Annotated in this window: 14 protein-coding genes; 2 read left to right on the forward strand and 12 right to left on the reverse strand. The window is 37.6% G+C overall.

Going from position 1 to position 18,927, the window contains the following annotated elements:
* Positions 1-654: 654 nt before the first annotated feature.
* From D1B33_RS05300 to D1B33_RS05325, 6 genes are all read right to left on the reverse strand, one after another.
* On the reverse strand, positions 655-1,899 hold the full coding sequence (locus D1B33_RS05300; protein WP_118875339.1) for a CaiB/BaiF CoA transferase family protein: 1,245 nt from the start codon (positions 1,897-1,899) through the stop codon (positions 655-657).
* Between the two features lie 65 nt (positions 1,900-1,964).
* Positions 1,965-3,734, reverse strand: coding sequence for a hydantoinase B/oxoprolinase family protein (locus D1B33_RS05305; protein WP_118875340.1), 1,770 nt, complete (start codon positions 3,732-3,734; stop codon positions 1,965-1,967).
* A 4-nt stretch (positions 3,735-3,738) separates the two neighbouring features.
* Positions 3,739-5,787: a hydantoinase/oxoprolinase family protein gene (locus D1B33_RS05310; protein WP_118875341.1), complete on the reverse strand. Its 2,049-nt coding sequence runs from the start codon at positions 5,785-5,787 to the stop codon at positions 3,739-3,741.
* Position 5,788: 1 nt separating this feature from the next.
* Positions 5,789-6,412 carry an isochorismatase family protein gene (locus D1B33_RS05315; protein WP_118875762.1) on the reverse strand — a complete coding sequence of 208 codons (624 nt, stop codon included), beginning with the start codon at positions 6,410-6,412 and terminating at the stop codon, positions 5,789-5,791.
* A gap of 460 nt (positions 6,413-6,872) precedes the next feature.
* The gene (locus D1B33_RS05320) at positions 6,873-7,628 is read right to left on the reverse strand and encodes an aspartate/glutamate racemase family protein (protein ID WP_118875342.1); all 756 of its coding nucleotides are present in this window, start codon (positions 7,626-7,628) and stop codon (positions 6,873-6,875) included.
* Positions 7,629-7,652: 24 nt separating this feature from the next.
* Positions 7,653-8,054 carry a nuclear transport factor 2 family protein gene (locus tag D1B33_RS05325; RefSeq protein WP_118875343.1) on the reverse strand — a complete coding sequence of 134 codons (402 nt, stop codon included), beginning with the start codon at positions 8,052-8,054 and terminating at the stop codon, positions 7,653-7,655.
* A gap of 634 nt (positions 8,055-8,688) precedes the next feature.
* Between D1B33_RS05325 and D1B33_RS05330 the strand changes: the two genes are divergently transcribed.
* Together D1B33_RS05330 and D1B33_RS05335 are read left to right on the forward strand one after the other, a co-directional pair.
* Positions 8,689-9,387, forward strand: coding sequence for a GntR family transcriptional regulator (locus D1B33_RS05330; protein WP_233549395.1), 699 nt, complete (start codon positions 8,689-8,691; stop codon positions 9,385-9,387).
* Complete coding sequence (locus D1B33_RS05335) at positions 9,387-10,262, forward strand: hydroxymethylglutaryl-CoA lyase (RefSeq protein ID WP_118875344.1); 876 nt, start codon at positions 9,387-9,389, stop codon at positions 10,260-10,262. The genes D1B33_RS05330 and D1B33_RS05335 overlap by 1 nt, the downstream gene beginning before the upstream one ends.
* 647 nt (positions 10,263-10,909) lie before the next feature.
* On the opposite strand, the gene D1B33_RS05340 is transcribed toward D1B33_RS05335, so the two are convergent.
* The 6 genes from D1B33_RS05340 to D1B33_RS05365 all read right to left on the reverse strand — a co-directional run bounded on the left by D1B33_RS05340 (position 10,910) and on the right by D1B33_RS05365 (position 18,857).
* On the reverse strand, positions 10,910-12,280 hold the full coding sequence (locus D1B33_RS05340; RefSeq protein WP_407656703.1) for an FAD-binding oxidoreductase: 1,371 nt from the start codon (positions 12,278-12,280) through the stop codon (positions 10,910-10,912).
* Positions 12,281-12,478: 198 nt separating this feature from the next.
* Positions 12,479-13,636, reverse strand: coding sequence for an alpha-hydroxy-acid oxidizing protein (locus D1B33_RS05345; protein ID WP_233549396.1), 1,158 nt, complete (start codon positions 13,634-13,636; stop codon positions 12,479-12,481).
* 61 nt (positions 13,637-13,697) lie between these two features.
* A complete protein-coding gene (locus tag D1B33_RS05350) occupies positions 13,698-15,062 on the reverse strand; it encodes an MFS transporter (RefSeq protein ID WP_158582922.1) in 1,365 nt (454 codons plus the stop codon).
* A 206-nt stretch (positions 15,063-15,268) separates the two neighbouring features.
* Positions 15,269-16,048, reverse strand: coding sequence for an SDR family NAD(P)-dependent oxidoreductase (locus D1B33_RS05355; protein WP_118875347.1), 780 nt, complete (start codon positions 16,046-16,048; stop codon positions 15,269-15,271).
* Between the two features lie 137 nt (positions 16,049-16,185).
* Entirely contained in the window at positions 16,186-17,529 is a 1,344-nt protein-coding gene (gene brnQ / locus D1B33_RS05360) for a branched-chain amino acid transport system II carrier protein (protein WP_118875348.1), read from the reverse strand.
* A 170-nt stretch (positions 17,530-17,699) separates the two neighbouring features.
* Positions 17,700-18,857, reverse strand: a complete 1,158-nt coding sequence (locus D1B33_RS05365; protein WP_118875349.1) for a Glu/Leu/Phe/Val dehydrogenase dimerization domain-containing protein — start codon at positions 18,855-18,857, stop codon at positions 17,700-17,702.
* Positions 18,858-18,927: the final 70 nt, after the last annotated feature.

Here is an 18,927-nt window from a genome sequence, read left to right on the forward strand (position 1 = left end):
GTCAACAGTTAATTCATTGATTTTAATAACCAAACACAGGTTTAAGCATATAATAGTAGGTGCTATGTTGAATGCAATTATCCAATAAGTTTTAACAAGAAAATAGTGATTGTAATCAAAAAGCTTAAAATAGATAGAATCACAAATCCTTTTGGAAATACTTCCTTACTTTTAAAATCCCTAACCTCTTCAATAAATCTTACAAACTAAAAAAGTCGATTTGTCACGATATTCGTGTAACAAATCAACTTTTATATTAAAATTTTTGTTTCGGATTTTATTTTCTGTACCCTCCAAATAAAATGGCTGTTCATTACAATTCATTCTAACTCTTGAATTAATTAATCTACAACCAACCTTATATAAAATAGTTTTATCAGAAGGCTGTCTACATTCTTTCAAAATAAGTACTGGCTAATGTCCCGGTCATTTGTCGGAACTGCATGATTCATCTTGCAAGTGTCCGGTCAGACCTCCGTATTAAGCGAAGCGGTTTGCCAGACATAGTCCATCAAATGCCTGGAGCGAAGTCACTTGATGAATTAAATGAAGGTTGATATAAATAAAATCTGGCTGATCTTTTAGTCTACTACGACATGAGGCTTCCATATTTTTTGGTAAAGAGTCTTGGCCATAGAGACTCCCTTCTATCACTCAAATGATTTGTTTTTTCTTCAATTCCTTCAATTTCACTTCATCGAAGTTTAATAGTTTACCGTAAACCCCTTCATTATCTTTCCCGATAGTTTCAGCTCCTACATGTTTGACTTTACCAGGCGTTCGGCTTAGTTTTGGAACTACTCCAGGCATTGGAAATTCACCGAGAACTGGGTGCTCTGTTTTAATAATCATGTCTCTCGCCGCGTAATGGGGGTCTTCGACTATATCCTTAGCAGAATAAATCCGACCAGATGGCACACCTTTTTCCGCAAGCATCTCCAGCAGTTCGTTGGTTTCCTGTGTCTTTGTCCACTCTTCAATCAATTGATCCAGCTCCGTCATATTGTCACTTCTCGCATGATGTGTATGGTATCTTGGATCAATGAAAAGTTCCGGCCGTCCCATCACTTCGCAAAGCCTTTTGAAAACCCCATCTGCATTAGCACCGATCACAATATAAGTACCTTCTTTCGTCATATAGATATTTGAAGGTGCCACCCCTGGCAAGATATTGCCCATGCGTTCGCGGATATAACCAGCCAGTAGGTAATCCGGCACTATGCTCTCCATAACCGAAAAGACAGATTCGTAAATGGCAGTATCAACCATTTGCCCTTTTCCTGAAAAATGGCGTTCGTTCAACGCCGTCAATGTCCCAATTGTCGCGAAAAGAGCTGCTAATGTATCACCTAAAGAGATACCGATTCTTGAAGGCGCCCGATCAGGAAAACCGGTAATATGGCGGATGCCACCCATCGCCTCTCCGACACTTCCGAATCCTGCACGTTTATGATAAGGCCCTGTCTGACCGTAGCCGCTAGTTCTCGTCATAATGATTCGCGGATTGATCTCAATAAGTTCATCGTAAGAAAGATTCCATTTCTCCATGGTTCCGGGGCGAAAGTTTTCGATGATGATATCAGCTTCTTTGACCAATTCCTTAAAGATGTTTTGCCCTTCTTCAGTTCTTAAATTTAAGGTTACAGACTTCTTATTGCGTGACTGAATTGGCCACCAAAGCCCTTCGCCGTCTTTTTGCTGCCCCCACTGCCTCATTGGATCCGCTTTATCGGGTGCTTCTATCTTAATAATTTCTGCTCCAAAGTCACCAAGCATTCGACCAGTAAAAGGTCCGGCCAACAAGGTGCCCAGTTCAAGGACACGGATTCCTTCAAGTGGCAGTCTTTCTGTACTTTCTTTTTCTTCTTTCACATCTTTAACTTCCGTCACTTTAGCCATTTACTGCACCTCCAACATAATAATGAAGCAAGGCACTTTGTTTGACTGGCAAAGTGCCTGCTTTTTTAAAGTTTTACTAATGTTTGATCACGGTCTCCAAAATTAAATGATTGAAGCTCTCCAACTTTTTCTCTCATCTTCGCACGAATAGATTCAGTTTCTTCAATTTCTACTTCCAAATCCTCTCCGAGCAAAACTCCATACGAATTTAACGCTTTTTCTTTACTCACGAGCCCTCGGGCAACATCTAGTTTCACCAAATTTGGATTCCGTTCAATCGGATTGCCCCAACCGCCGCTTCCTCCAGTGATGAAGAGAATCTGATCACCTTTTTCAACATCGACATTATCGACTTTGGAAGACAATCGAATTTGTGTGCCATCCTTTTTGATTAATAGTTTTGAAGAAGAAGAACCTGCTTCACCTCCGTTGATGCCCCATGGTTGAATCTTTTCACGATCATCATGGATCGAGACTTGGCCTGATGCTAAAATAGTGTATAATTTTTCATTGCAATTCCCTCCACGATGTTTTCCTGCTCCACCAGAGTCAGTTCCTGTTTTATAATAGTTCACCATTAATGGATAATACGTTTCCAAATATTCGGTCGGGATATTAACGAACGCAGGCCACCATGAATGACCGTCTAATCCGTCTCCAATCGGTCTGCCAGGCAATCCGCCATACATAACTTCCATTAAGTTGAACGAACGGCCTTCTTCGTCTTGTCCGGAGAAAATGAAGTATGGACTGGTTCCATAGCCTGCAGCAGGACTGCTTTCCGGTGAATTGATCGCTAGTACGCCGCTTAATACATCAAAGAGACGACTTAAAGCATGTGTCCGACATCCTAATGCAGCCGGAGACTTCGGTCGCATCAGTGTTCCTTCCGGTGTTTCAATATGAAGAAGGTCATAGAAACCATCATTAAAATTGATTGCCGGGTCAAAGACTGAAATCAGGAATGAACCAATAAACATTTTAAACATCGGTTCACTGAGATAATAATTGATGGGCCCCGGTGACTGTTTATCTGTACCGGTCCAATCAAAATAAGCGTGCTCGCCTTCGCGCCACATCGTCAGCTTCATCTTGAACGGCCCATTCCCTAGCCCGTCATCATCAATATAATCTTCAAACGATACAGGTTCTGTTGGAAGGAAATTTGTGATTAAATGACGCATCATTTTTTCAGTACGGTTCAGCAAAGCATCCAGTGCTTCAAAATAAAAATCAGTACCAAAGCGTTCACATAATTCTTTAACTCTCTTTTCTGCTGTCCGGCAAGATGCGACTAGCGCCATTAGATCACTGTAGTTCTCCAGTGGCGTTCGCGTATTCGCTTTGATGATTTTAATGATGGCTTCATTTAGAACACCCTTGTCATAAAGCTTGACCGGCGGAAAGCGAATACCTTCACCGAAAATGCTTGTAGCCGTTACAGGCATACTCGATGGTACTGGTCCACCGACATCGATTACATGCCCGAACATCGATGAATAGCCAACCAGCTTTTCCTTATGAAAAATCGGCAAAATAATCATCCAGTCATTAACGTGTGATACTGAACCACCACAGCTGTAAGGATCGCTGACAAAAATGACATCGCCATCATGCATTCCTTCCGGAAATTGTTTTATGACCTCAGGAATATGAGAACCGAAATTACCAACCACCATTTTTCCTTCAGCGTCGGTAATCATCGGGAAACAATCGTGCTGTTCGCGTATAACCGGCGACATAGCAGAACGGAACAGTGTTACATCCATTTCTTCTTTGATATTTTTTAATGCGTTTTCAATGATATCAACTGTAATCGAATCAATTCTCGCCATCCTCTTATTCCCCCTCTTTAATTAGAAGATTCATATACTGATCTACTACACCGACATTGCCAGGCATTACCAAAGTTGTGCTGTCTTTTTGAATAATTATTGCCGGTCCGTAAATTTTATTGTTCGGTTTTAAAAGCTCTCTTGCATAAATCGGCGTATTCAAGAACTCTTTTTCAAAATAGGCTTTATGGTTTATATCAACAATCGCATCTGAAGCATCTTCGCTTCCTACTTCATTAGTCGGAAGTTTTAAGGCTTTGACCTCCCCGAGCGCTACTGCACGGATATTGACGATTTCCACTTCGGAATCCATCTTAAAACCGTACGTTTTTTCATGGATGCTGTCAAAGCGTTCTTTGATGGATACCAATCCTTTTTCCTGAATTTCTTCCAGCCAGACTTCAATTGGAATTTCATGCCCTTGACGGTAATAGCGGACATCTACTTCGTGTTTGATTGTACGCTGCTGTTCGGGAACTCCCTCTTCTGTTAGCCATTCTTTGCAGTTATCTCCAAGTTCCTTTAATTCATCTATCACCGTTTTCTCGTCTAAAGCACTCAATAAATTTATAAAAGTTTTCGAGAATTCGTTTCGGATTACCGATTGCAGGAAGCCGAGTGCAGAAAGTACACCTGGCATCGGTGGAATGATTACTGGGAAACTGCTAGATAGCTTACCTAAAGCGTTGGCGTGAAGCGGACCTGCGCCGCCAAGGGCAAGCAGGGAGAATTCACGAGGATCGTATCCTTTCTCAACAGATACCACACGAATTGCTCCGTACATATTCTCATTGACAATTTCATAAATTCCTTTCGCAGCCGTATAAACATCAACGCCCAACTTTTCGGCGATTGTATTCACTGCAGCAATTGAAGCCTCTACGTCTAATCTCATTTCTCCGCCCACAAGGCTCGGAGGAAGATAGCCGAGAACTACATTCGCATCCGTTACGGTCGGTTCTGTACCGCCCCGTCCATAACATGCCGGTCCCGGTGTAGAGCCTGCACTCTGAGGTCCAACACGCAAAGCGCCTGTCAACGGAACATGGGCAATTGAACCCCCTCCTGCACCGATACTTTCCACTTCCAACGATGGTGCTTTAACTGGAAAGACACCGATTTTCGTTTCCCGTGAGACTTTCGGATTTCCAGCATGTGTTAACGAAACGTCTGTAGAAGTTCCTCCCATATCAAACGAAATGACATTTTGATAGCCAGCTTGTACACCGATCATTGCTGAAGCGGTAACCCCTCCTGATGGGCCTGATAACATTGTATGAACCGGACGGGAAGAAGCTGCAGCGATACTCATTAAACCGCCATCTGAACGAACAATGCTCACGCGGCTTTTCACTTTTTCATTTTTTAGTTTTGATTCGATATTCGTTAAGTAACGTTGCATTGGCGGTCGGACATAAGAATTCATAACGGTCGTCAATGTGCGTTCATACTCCCGGAATTCGGGCAGGATATCGTAAGAAATCGTTACTGGGATTGCAGGATTAATTGATAACGCGATGTCCTGAATTTTTCTCTCATGTGAAGGATTGGCATAAGAATTCAACAGACTAATGGTCAGGCTTTCAACCCCAGTCTCATACAGTTCCGTAATCTTTTCGCGCACATCACTTTCATCCAATTCCGCGTGGACATCGCCTTGTGCTGTAATGCGTTCTTTTGCCCCTCTCGTAAAGATCAAGTCCGCAAGAGGTTCCGGTTTATGGAAACCCATCCAAGCTGAAATCGGTGCTGGTGTCCAAGATCTAGCAACGTGCAGAATTTGCTCAAACCCTTCAGTCGTGATTAAACCCACCTTTGCTCCTTTCTCCTCCAGCACTGCATTTGTTGCAACCGTTGTTCCATGTATGATGGAGCGAATCTCTTCCAGACTGACATTGCGCTCTTCACAAACTTTTTTAATTCCCGACATTAGTCCGATGGATTGGTCGTTTGTCGTTGATGGCGTTTTTGTTCCATAAATCTCCCCGGTCTTTTCATTTTGCAGCACAATATCAGTAAAAGTTCCTCCAACATCAACAGCAACTCTATACATCTCATTTCTCCCCTTTCAAATTGAGTAGATAATTTTTTGCTGTTTCTAAGCTGATTACATCCCCATATTTCGTTTCAATGTCATATAGATTAGCTTCATGCGCTTTCTGAGACCGATCACCAACACATTCTTCGGGTATAACAACTCGAAAACCATGTTGTAGTGCATCGACCGCAGTAGCCCTTACACATCCAGAGGTAGTACAACCTACAATTAGTGTTGTATCAATTTTTTCAAATGCTAGAATAGAAGCAAGGTTTGTACCAAAGAAAGCACTCGCAAACTTTTTAATTACGAGTGGTTCACTTTCTTTCCTTTCAAGCCTTTGATCAATCTTGACCCACTCACTTTCCATTGTTAAACATGTTAACGCTGGGACTTTTTGAACAAAGTGGGCACCATCTTTAAAATGCGCTTCATACATTACCGTAGTGAATATAATTGGAATCTCTTCTTGTCTTGCGAAATGGAGTAGTTTCTTCGTTGCTTTAATTTCATTATCAAAATTAAAACCTAAAGGGCTATCCTCATTTGTAAACCCTTTCATAAAATCAATCACTAGTATAGCAGGCTTACTCCCCATACCAGTGGAGTGTCCAAATCCTTTAAATTGATCTAATTTCATGGAAACTCCCTTTCTCAGCATTTAATAGCAAACCTACCAATTTATTAATTTGCCTCTTTTCGTAAAGAGTTGATTTACACTTCGCTTTCTGCGATGATTGCGTAATACCACAATTTTTGGACGTTGTTCCCGCGGCATAAAGAAAAATTCTTCAACGTTATATTACATGGAGAAAATGCCCATGCCCTTACGAGGAGGCACGTATATTCAAGTTGCTCGGTACTCCAATATGTTTTTCTATCATCTTATATACAATTGAACAAAGAATAGTTTAAGTATATATATACGTTATCTACCTAAAAACTTTTTATAATTAGTACACCATACAATTTCGTTAAGATTACATTTTCTACTAGAACTTATTCATTGATACAACTAGGTGAATAATTAAAATATTGGATTAAAATGAAGGAAAAAACTCAACCTCCATTAGAGGCTAAGCTTTTTCATAATGTTCTCTTTAATATGAAGAAGCTAGTCCGCTGAAAATATCATCATCTTTAATAATTTCAGGTGAAGGGAATGCTTTTTTACTGTGTGTTAATCCAAGTTCAAGAAAAATTTCACAATACTTGTACATCATTAATCCAGGATTAATAACGGGTACAGGTAAACGTTCTTTTAAATAATTGAAAGACTGATGCATCGTTGTAGAACCAAGAACAATGACATCCGCGCCATCTTCATGTATTGCTTTCAAAGCCGCCTGTTCAAGCTTTTCAAAGATTATTTCCTCTTTACCATTTAATAATTCAGAAAGGTCTGGTCTTGTATTAATGGAACGCATAGATGCTAGTTTATGCTGCAATCCATATTCGGTTAGTGTCTTTTTGTAAAGGTGAAACCATTCATCCCACATGGTTATAATTGAAAACTTTTGACCTATCATACACGCTGTATGAAAAGCCATTTGTCCAGGCCCAAAAACAGGTATGTCTAATCTTGAACGCAAAGCGTAAAGACCAGAATCACTTACCGTATCAATACAGACCGCATCATAGCCTTCCTCTTCTGCTTTAAGTCCCGCTTCAAAAACAAACATATCCATTAGCATTGTATCGTAATAGCTATCACCAAGCGACGCACCATTTTTAACAGAAACAAATTCGACCTCATATCCTGGCCGTATTAGTTCTTTAGGTAATTGTGCTTGTCGATTTTTCACCCCGCTCTCATTAACTGGGATAGGTATGATAATTTTCACTCTTTTATTCATTCCGTTCATCCCCTTTTTTGCAGGCTAAGCTTTTTTCCCAGCAAGCACATTTTGCCCCATCATATATACATGAACTTCCTTAAACTTACCGTTTTCGAGGTAAAAGAAATTACAATTAGTTTGATAAACTTCGTCATTATTACCAGACATTAATTCCACATTAAATTGTGACGCAATACATTCATTTTCTTCGTCTACAATATGCTTAAAATCTTTGTGAACCATTTTGTTTGGGAATCCTTTAAATAGTTCTACAAACATTTCTCTGATTTCTACTATTCCATGATGTTTTGCGGGATTTCCAGATCGAACGGTAAACGTGGCATCTTCACAAAAACAATCAAGGACTCCATCCAAATCATATTTATCTACATTTTCAAAGTATTTATATTGAGCCATTTCAATTAAATAATTTCTATCCTTCATAAAATCACTCCTCTTAGTATTCTTTAAAACTCTCACTTAAATTCATTAAGGTTTGAGGTTAAATGTAAAAATTAAACAATTTTTTATAGTCCCGAACCCCCCCCTTCTTTTATGTTTAATTAAAGTTAGATTTTTCTGAAAATTGGTAATACAACAAAATCATAATTCTTTGTATACAGTATGTCAATATTTTTTTCGGTGTATTTTTGAATGTTATTTTTAAATTAGTTATAAACCTTAAATATCAATGATTTAAACCGTGAATTGAACTACTTTTAATATTTCAGATTGCACTTAATATAATTACTGTATACAATAAAATATATGAACTGGTAAGCTGTTTTAAAACCGAATCTTTTCACTACCATGCGGTATCAGGTCACGTAGTTTCCTGGTAGCGAGAGAAGGTAATAAAATTTCAGCTACAAACAAGTAATGTTTATATAAAGAGTAGTCTGGGTTCTCGAATTCACACTTATTACCCTTGGGAAAACAATTTACACATATAACAATAAGGCACTCTGAATTAAAATTGCCCACTCATTCCCACAGATTTGCAAATAACTAATTATCCCTAAAAGTCTAGAATAATAAAATTCGCTCAACGCAACTATTTTTCCTTAGCGTTTTTTAAATGAGCGAATCGAAAGGAATGGTTATAATTATCAATCCATATATGTATATTAAAGATGCAATCATAATTGGAGAATTAGAGCCTGGTAAACGATTAACAGAGGAATTTTTAGCGTCTATACTAAATGTTAGCCGCACTCCAATCCGGGAAGCAATTAAACAACTAGAATCTGATGGCTTAATTACTCCATATAAACGTCGAGGTTATATTGTAAGAGAGTTTTTAGTAGAAGATATTAAACAAATTTATAATTTACGTGCCTTGTTAGAAAGTTATGGAACTAGTGAAGCCTCTTTAAACCGATCTGAAGAAGAGGTGGAAGCGATACGGACCAAAAATTCTACCTACGAAAAAGCAATTGCTCAATGGAAACGGTCCGATATCACAACCATCCAAACCATCCAGAAGGCAAATCAAGAGTTTCATGATGAAATCTTCAAAGCAACCAAAAATACTCATTTACAATCCCTTATATCAAAAGTAGTCGTTCTGCCTCTTGTCTTTCGTTCATTTTACTGGTATAACGAACACCAATTAATTCGTTCACTGGAAGTGCATAAGACCATCTTGAAAGCGATTGAAAACCAGGAACCCGATCGGGCGAAAATTGCTATGCAGGAGCATATATACCAAGGGCGGGACGATGTTCTTATTCAAATGAATAACCCACAAATTCAGCTATGGAAAGGAGAATCATAATGATTGAAATTTGCGAAGTAGGTCCTCGCGATGGAATTCAAAATGAAAAAAAAACTGTAAGTACTGCTCAGAAAGTTCAAATGATCACCCGATTGATTGATGCAGGAATTAGAAAAATTGAAGCTGTATCTTTTGTGAATCCGAAAGTCGTCCCGCAAATGGCGGATGCCGAAGAAGTTATGAAAAGAGTACCTAAAGTTGAGGGTGTAACTTACGCTGGGCTCGTCTTAAATTATCCCGGCTTAACCCGGGCCCTGGAAACTGCTGTTCATACTTATCATGTGGTAACAGCGACAAGTGATGCATTCAATCTAAAAAACGCCAGAAAAACCGTTGATCAAAATATCATAGAGTTAGTAAAAGTCATCGAAGAAGCGAACTCTGCGAAAAAATCTGTTGTTGGAGTTCTAGGAACAGCATTTGGTTGCCCGTTTTCAGGAGGTGTTCCCGTTGAGCGTGTGCTTGAAATCTCTGAAGCGTTCGTCAAAGCAGGAGCTTCTGAAATCGTTCTTGCTGACACGACCGGACTTGCCAATCCTCTGCAAGTTAGTGAAATGGTTGAACGTTTCCAGCGAAATTATGGAGACGATGTCAACATAGGACTACATTTTCACAACACCAGAGGGTTAGGTCTTGCAAATGTTCTCGCAGGTTATCAGTCTGGTATCCGCCGTTTCGATTCTTCCATCGCTGGGCTTGGCGGCTGTCCGTTCGCACCCAAAGCTGTTGGCAATGTCTGCACGGAAGACATGGTCAATATGTTTGCCGGTATGGGAATTGAAACCGGAACCAATCTTCAAAAACTTGTCGAAACAGCGCTGTGGATGGAAGAACAGATGGAGAAGCGCTTGGATGGTATGCTTATGAAAGTTTAAGGGGATGTCTATCGAAAATTCACAGGTAAAAGAGTAAAAGATTTATTATGCAACAGCATTCACAACTCTTTTTGTAGATACCTCTACTTATGCTGCCTAGATTTTTACTAATACAGATTTAACAGAAATATCAAATAAGAGTAATACAGACCACCTGTTTACTCTTTTGTCCGCATTTTGTCCGCAGAATTATTTTTTTGTATTGAACTTATTTAACTGAGCTGCTTTTAATCACCTTAAAAAGCTTCAAAAATCAGACTTATTTAACTTAATTGAACTTAATTTATCTACACTTATTTATACCGACAAATTCGACAACGTGAGAGTCATGGGTTCGAGCCCCTTCGAGACCATTCTTTTAAAAGGTCTACAAACGTTGATGTATCAATATTCCTAGAACTTTTTCTTTATGCTCAAATTTATTTAAACTTATCAAATTTCTAAGTTTGTCCGCAATTTGTCCGCAAGAAATTTTCCAATTACTTCTCACTAGGTTGAATAGCATTAAAAATACCCCTTTGGAAGATCGTTTCCAAGGGGTAAAATTGTGCAGCTTTCTCAACTACAGTATAACTTTATCAATCTTCAAATTTTTAACTATACTTCATAAGAAGTCAAAAACTGTACAAAGGATTTCTTTCATTTTGTTAATCCATATCAAATAATACACCCGGTGAAAACATATTGTCTGGATCTAATAATTTTTTAATCCCTTTCATTATTTCCAATGTAGTCGAGTGCTCTTGACGTAAAAAATGTTTCTTTCCTACGCCAATTCCATGTTCTCCAGTACATGTCCCACCTACTTCTAATGCAAATTGGACAATTTGATCATTTATTGTATGCATGAGAGCAAGCTCTTCTTCATCATTTTGGTCAATTGCAAAACCCACATGGAAATTACCGTCACCCACATGACCTATAATGGATGCTTTTATTCCGTGAAGATCTACAACTTTCCTCGCATGCATGACGGCCGCAGTTAATTTTGATAATGGTACACAAACATCTGTAAACATTAACCCCTTACCAGGATTCGCAGCTGCAACGGATAATGCTGCATTATGTCGTGCTTGCCAAAGCTTTGCACGCGCTAATGAATCCGTCTCAAATTGAAGCTCACATGTGGAATTTTCTGAAATAGATTGAAGTAAGGATAAATCTAACTCAACCTCTTCTTTACTACCTGTTAATTCAATTAATAGTGAATGGGCTACCTTTAAATCAAGTTGAGATTGTTCATTAATAATATCAATTGTTTCAGCATCTACTAACTCCATCTTTGAAACTTTTAATCCAGATGCTAGAATTTGTTGTGTTTTTTCGCTTGCCTGCTGTAATGAATTGAATGTTAATTTTGCAACCGCACTATATTCTTCAATACCATACACTTTCAACGTAATTTCACTAATCATTCCAAGAGTGCCTTCAGATCCAATAAATAAATCTTTTAGTGCAAATCCAGCAGATGTTTTTGCTGCAGCAGATCCAACGTTAATGACTTCACTGGAAGCTAACACGACCCGTAGCTTACGCACTTGTTGACGCATTGTTCCATATTTCACAGCATTTGTACCACTTGCATTTGTTGCAGTCATCCCACCAAGTGTTGCATTCGCTCCAGGATCGACTGGAAAAAATAAACCGTGTTTCTTTAACGCTTGGTTCAACTGTTCACGTGTAACACCCGGCTGTGCTGTTACCGTATAATCTTCAGGGTTGATTGACAGAATTTCATTCATTTCAGAGAAATCTACAACTATGCCCCCATGATAAGGGATAATATGTCCTTCAACGCTGGTTCCTATACCGAAAGGCACGATGGGTTTTTTGAATTGTTTAGCTATGTTTACGACATGTACAAGTTCTTCTTCACTTTTCGGAAAAACTACTACATCTGGTGTACTTGCTTTATGATACGTTAAGGCTTTGCTGTGATGTTCTAAAACCGTTTGATTAATAGATACTTTTCTTACACCCTCTCTTAATGCTTCTACTAATCTATCCAACACAATCACTCCCTCCTATATTTTAAACCGTTGTAAATACTTTATTTTATGAAATCACATTCTTAGAATTTATCGTTATTGTTCTTCTAATGAAGAATTTAATCTTAGTCCTAGAAGTGTAAAAAAAGCACAACCCAACGTTAGTTGATGTTGTACTTTTTTGCTACAATCATCTGTTAATCTCCATTTGATTCGCACAATAGTTTATTAAATATGACTTTTCCTTTTAACTAATTCTATTTTTCGCAGTTCGTCGATTGATCTAACCCCCGCTAATTTCATTGTTGTGACAAGTTCATTGTATATATTGGTCATTACCCTCTCGACTCCTTGCTCTCCTGCAATAACAAGACCATAGACATATGGTCGACCAATGCAAACTGCATCTGCTCCTAAAGCTAATGCTTTAAATGCATCAACCCCACTATATATTCCACTATCAAATAGCACTGGTACCTTGCCATTAACATGCTTAACAATATCGGGTAATGCATCTAGACTTCCGATGACACCGTCTAATTGACGACCTCCATGATTCGAAACAATGAATCCATCAATGCCACTTTCAAGCGCTTTTAATGCATCATTGGGATGTAGGATTCCTTTTAGTAAGACTGGTAGATTGGTATACTTTTTAAGTTTTTCTACATGTGCCCATGTTAAGTGAGGATGATGTAAATTCTTTAAAATTCCATCAATATAATTCTCGTAAGTACCGTTAGTTAGATTCATTTGGAAAATCGGATCATTTATATAATTTCCTTTTGCATAACCTTGGGATATCGGGGAGAAGTTCTGTTTCAAATCTCCTTCACGCCACCCCATCGTAGTTGTATCAATAGTCAATATAATCGCTTTATACCCTGCATCTTCTGCTCGAGAGATCATACTTAAGCTTAGTTCTTCATTTACTGACCAATACACTTGGAAAAACTTAGTGGAATTTGGCGCGACTTGTGCTACTTCTTCAAGCGAATAACTTGAAAGAGTACTTAGTGAATAAGGCATGTTTAAATTAGAAGCTGCCTTTGCTACAGCCAATTCACCATCAGGATGCTCTAATAAGTTCATCCCTACTGGCGCAAAAATAAACGGTGTGGGATGTGTACGATTAAATAAAGAAATGCTCGTATTAACTTGTGATGTATCTTTTAATAGTTGCGGAACCAATGAATAACTTTCAAAGGCAATTCGATTATTACGCATTGTTTGTTCTGAACCAGCGCCACCTCGAATATATTCATAATTTCCTTTTGGTAGCTTTTCTTCAACCATCGCTTCAAGATCTTTGTAAGTAATCGGAAACATCTTTTCATTATCAGTATCAATTATCTCAATTGATTGATTTTCCATCTTTTTATTCATTCCCCTATCTATATCAGGTTACCTATCTATCCTATTCATCAATAAATAGCATCACAGAATACTAGATTTTCACTTCTACTAGCTGCTCATTTTCAATTTCTTGCATATCCTCTTGTTCATTCGATGATGAGTAAGCGTACTTTTCTTGAACGAAATAATACAAGATAGAAAATAGTACAGCAGGAATGGCAAATAGTAAGAAGTTTAACTGGAACGGTAAATTTAATGCTAGTAGCATCCCACCAAGTGATGGACCCAACATCGCACCAATCCGCCCAAATCCAGAGGCGAAACCTAATCCAGAGGCACGTAAATTTGTTGGATAATACAATGTCACATAAGAATTCCCAACTAATTGCATACCAATTGCAGCAAAACCACTAACAATAATTATTAAACTTACTAAAGGCAAATTCATTGGTATAGCTAATAATGCAATCATGGATGCTGCGATTAATCCGAATATAATATTCACCTTTCGACCACTTGTACGATCTGCTAGGAAACCACCAACTAATCCTCCAAGCACAGCTCCTAAATTCATAAGGCCTAAGAATAGAAGACCTGATGCTGTTGTATATCCTGCCGTACGCATTAAATTTGGTAACCATGTATTCAAACCGTACATGACTAATTGGGACAAGATAAATGCAAACCAGAATAGTAATGTAGTAAGCATACGTTTATCTTCAAATAATCTTTTTATCTTTGTTTTCTCTTTTTTAGGGAAACCTAGTTGAAATTGGACATTTTCATTTTGTATATTACTAGATTGAATTTTACTTAATACATTCGCCAGTTTACTTTGATTAGAGCGGTAATAAATTTCTGGAGATTCTGGTAAATATTTAATCAAAAACGGAAGTGTAATAAGAGGGATAAACCCAATATAAAACATCATTCTCCATCCAAACTCAGGTATGATAGGTATTGCAATAAACGCAGCTATCATACCACCAATTGGATTAGCTACTTGAATCATACATAATAGTACATTACGATATTTTTTGGGGAAATATATAGTAGATAGTGCAGCGATATTAGGAATAACGCCACCTAATGCAAGACCTGCTAGAAAGCGTAAAGTACCGAAAATGACTGGTGAGTTTGAAAAACCAGCTACACCTGTTAATAAGCAAAATACCACAAAACTCCAAATGGCTACTTGTTTACGACCAATTTTATCTCCTAAAATACCAAGTAAAATTGTGCCTATCATAACCCCGATATACGTTATACTTCCAAGAAGTCCAGCCTGTGTTGTTGTAAGTGACCAGTCATTCATTAAACTATTAACAACCGTACCGAAAACAATTAAATCATAACCATCAATTACGATAATAAACCAAAACCAGAAAACTAAACTAAAGTGATACTTTGTAAGCTTACTTTCTGCCAATGTCTGTGCCACATTAATCGTTGACATCCATTTCCCCCTCATTTGTTTTGATATCCTTGATGGGTCTCGGTGCAATCAGTCACTTTTATCAATACTTTCTGTATTACATAAATCAGCAATTTGTAAATCTAATCAATAATTGACAAAATATTTTGTATATTCAGTAAATTAGAATCAATCGGATCCCTAATCTGAGAATTGTTCAGGTATTTTTTTAGATTGATTACATTAAGTTATAATGTTCCTCCTGATCCTCCATCAATATTCACAGATGTACCTGTTACATAGGATGCAGCATCTGAGGCTAAAAAAGTTATTACTTTAGCTGCTTCTTCTGTATTTCCAACTCGGCCAAGGGGAATGGTTTTTCCTATTTCTTTTGAGTATTCATCCCAAGTTAAATCAGGCATCTTTTCTCGCCACAATCTATCAACTTGTTCACTTCGTACTAACCCAATACAAACCGCATTAACTCTAATATTATATTTGCCCAAATCTCTACTCATCGCTTTTGTTAAAGCAAGACCTGCTGCTCGACTAACGGTTGTAGGCAAACTAGTAGCTGGTGGTGTTTTAGCTAATACCGCAGATAAATTGATGATTGATCCACCCTTTTGCTTAAGATATGGAACTGCCGCTTTTGAACAATTGATGGCACCAAATAATTTTAGATCCAAATCCGATTGCCACAAGTCCGCGTCAACTTCTTCAAAAGAAAGGGTAGCAGATTGACCAGCATTATTAACTAAAATATCCAATTTCCCGTAATAATTTACTGTCTCATTTATTATGCGAGTACATTCATCTTGTTTTGTTACATCCGCAGAAATAATGAAAACAGACTCTCCTGTTTGTTCTTTAATTATGTCTGCTGCTCCCTCAAGATTTTGTTTATTTCTCGCTACAATTGCTACCTTCGCACCTTCTTTTACTAATTGGAGTGCCGTATAAAATCCGATCCCTTTACTTCCTCCAGTGACTACAGCAACTTTCTCTTTTAAATTTAAGTCCAATTAAAACACCACCCCAAAATTAGATTGTTAAAAATCAATAAAATTAAAAAAATTACCTTTCAACCATCTAGATTCAATCTTTATATATTGGGCTAATTGCTGTCCTTCGCTAATTACGTACAATTATTCCAAATGATTTAATCTTCTAAAGGTTCGACCTTTTTCGTTAAAAATAATGAAATAATGTAGCCAATTATTGCGCCAATAATGGCTGGTATCAACCAGACGATTCCTGCATTATATAAAGGTAATGTGCTCAAAAGATTTTCAATTGGTGAAATACTAATTCCTGCTGCTTTTAAACCATCAAACATACTGATAATCCCTGTAATAGTAAGTGCAATTGCAAAGACAATACGTGCACTATTAAATAATCGTTCAACTAAAGACAATAAGACTAGCATAATAGCTATTGGATAAACTGCTACTAATACTGGCACTGATATTGCTATTAGCTTTGTTAACCCCACATTCGAAACGATCGTACTAAAAATGGATAAGATTAAAACAAAAGACTTATATGAAATCCTAGGAAGTAACGATGTAAGATATTGTGCAGTAGCAGAAACAAGGCCAATTGCTGTTGTCAAACAGGCTACTATGATGGTAATGGATAAAATATAAACACCCGTACTTCCATATAATAATTTAGAAGCCAATGCTAAAACCGCTCCTCCGTTTTCCTGCACGCCAATTGCCCCCGTACTTGTTGCACCTATATACATTAATAAAATATAAACAAAAGCTAATGCTGTGGCTGCCACAATACCTGCAAAAATAGTAGATTTAGAAATTAGACTCTTATCAGTAACCCCTTTTTCTCGCAAAATAGATGTAATAAAAATCCCGATAATTAATGCACCCATAACATCCATAGTCAGATAACCTTGTATAAAACTTTCACTAAATGCACTTGAACTAAATGTGCCTTGTGGTTCTGAAATTTCGCTCATCGGTGTTAAAAAGCTTTTCACGCCTAATAGAGCTATAACAATTAATAATACAGGCGTCATGATCTTTCCAATACGATCAACTAGTTTCGAAGGATTTAAAGATAAAACAGCTGTAATTCCAAAATAGAGCACTGAATAAATCGCTAATGGCCAGATGGTAGAAGCAAAATCTTTAGAAATTAACGGTATAACCCCAATTTCAAAAGATGCAGTAGCAGTTCTTGGCATACCAAAGAATGGACCAAGCGCTAAATAAATTATCAGTGTAAAGATAACTGCAAATAAAGGGTGCACTTTACTTGCAAGTTGTTGTAAATCTCCACCAGATTTCGCCAATGTGTATACAGCTAATAATGGAAGACCTACCCCCGTAATAATAAATCCAAGAATAGACCAAAACAATTCTTCACCAGCCATTTGCCCTAGTAATGGTGGAAAAATCACATTACCTGCACCTAAAAACAACGCAAAAAGCATAAAACCAACTGCCATATTTTCAGTAAAAGATAACTTTCTCCCTTGATGCATAGCACCAACTCCTTCAATTTGTTTTGAACACAAAATATTGAAGTGAAATCTAGAACTTAAATGCATTTTGCAAATGAGAAGAAAATAGTCTACTATATCTTTCATTTGCAAATTGCATCTTAAGAAAATAATTGGTTTTACCATTGGCTCGTCTTTATTTAATTATTTTATTAAACATTTTCTGCGACATTTATTTTGACTTGATTTGTATCTAAAAATAAAACAGCTGCTTCACGAGGAGAAATATTTTCTTCCTTGGCTTTTCTTAAGATCCACTCAGTTGTTGAAGAAACTTGGTTGCTTAAATAGTCAAATATTTTATATGCATCAGGACCAATTCCTTTATATAAAATTGTGCCAAAGAAGCCAGCACCGGCACTGTTTGCAATAAAATCTGGTACGACTAAAATTCCACGATCAAAAAGTTGTTTCTCTGCTTCAATTGTAACTGGAATATTTGCACCTTCGACAATTAATTTAGCTTGAATTTGTGATTCATTCTCGTCATTTATTGCATCTGCTATTGCCGCTGGAATTAATACGTCAACTTCGTAAGTTAACCAATCAGACCGGTTAGATTGAATATAGTTTTCTGGAATTAAAGAGCGATTGATATTTCCCTTTTCATCTTTTGCTTTTAATAGAAGCTCTACATCTAGTCCTTCTGGATTGTAAAGTGTGCCAGACACATCAGAAACCGATACAATTTTTACTTTTGCATTATTTAAATATTTCGCAGTACTTGCACCTACACTGCCAAATCCTTGAATCGAAACCGTCGCTTCCTCAGGATTCAAACTAATCGATTTAAGTGCTTCTAGCGTAGAGTTTGCCACTCCAAGTCCAGTGACTAAATCAGTAATTGTTACACCGTCTACGTTTAAAGATAAAGATTCTTTTAAGTTATTCAAAATTACTTCTTTTGTAGACGAATCCATTCGATATAAAAATGCATCTACAGGGGATTCTAGGCCAAGCTGAGTAACGATTCGTACAATGTCCTCCTTAGTTGTTCCCAAATCTTCACTTGCTCCCCATACTTGCTCAAGGAATGGTTTATGTGCCTCTAAAAAACGATATAAAACGTCTTTACTATCTGCTTTATTTGAAGGGTAATCGATACCTGCTTTTGCACCACCTATTGGCATACCGAGTCCCATTAATTTCAAAGTCATCGTATGGGCTAAGCGTTGTACCTCTTCTTTTGAAACGCCCTCTTTCATACGAATCCCTCCACCAGCAACACCATCAAACACTCGATCAAGCGCTAAATATCCTTTGGCACCTGTAACTGTATCCGTCCATTCAGTAACTAGGAAACTATTCAAAATACATTTCTCCCTTCAATGTATCTATTTTTCAAAACTTTTTTGTATATAGAAACCAAATTTCTAATTA

Source organism: Ureibacillus yapensis (assembly GCF_003515775.1).
Lineage (GTDB): Bacteria > Bacillota > Bacilli > Bacillales_A > Planococcaceae > Ureibacillus > Ureibacillus yapensis.

Excerpts from the sequence above, each read along its gene's own strand:
- D1B33_RS05325 (WP_118875343.1), bottom strand. The coding sequence starts at position 8,054 with ATGAAGGATAGAAATTATTTAATTGAAATGGCTCAATATAAATACTTT.
- D1B33_RS05345 (WP_233549396.1), bottom strand. The coding sequence starts at position 13,636 with ATGAATAAAAAGATGGAAAATCAATCAATTGAGATAATTGATACTGAT.
- D1B33_RS05320 (WP_118875342.1), bottom strand. The coding sequence starts at position 7,628 with ATGAATAAAAGAGTGAAAATTATCATACCTATCCCAGTTAATGAGAGC.
- D1B33_RS05310 (WP_118875341.1), bottom strand. The coding sequence starts at position 5,787 with ATGTATAGAGTTGCTGTTGATGTTGGAGGAACTTTTACTGATATTGTG.
- brnQ (WP_118875348.1), bottom strand. The coding sequence starts at position 17,529 with ATGCATCAAGGGAGAAAGTTATCTTTTACTGAAAATATGGCAGTTGGT.
- D1B33_RS05330 (WP_233549395.1), top strand. The coding sequence starts at position 8,689 with ATGAGCGAATCGAAAGGAATGGTTATAATTATCAATCCATATATGTAT.
- D1B33_RS05305 (WP_118875340.1), bottom strand. The coding sequence starts at position 3,734 with ATGGCGAGAATTGATTCGATTACAGTTGATATCATTGAAAACGCATTA.
- D1B33_RS05335 (WP_118875344.1), top strand. The coding sequence starts at position 9,387 with ATGATTGAAATTTGCGAAGTAGGTCCTCGCGATGGAATTCAAAATGAA.
- D1B33_RS05315 (WP_118875762.1), bottom strand. The coding sequence starts at position 6,412 with ATGAAATTAGATCAATTTAAAGGATTTGGACACTCCACTGGTATGGGG.
- D1B33_RS05300 (WP_118875339.1), bottom strand. The coding sequence starts at position 1,899 with ATGGCTAAAGTGACGGAAGTTAAAGATGTGAAAGAAGAAAAAGAAAGT.
- D1B33_RS05350 (WP_158582922.1), bottom strand. The coding sequence starts at position 15,062 with ATGTCAACGATTAATGTGGCACAGACATTGGCAGAAAGTAAGCTTACA.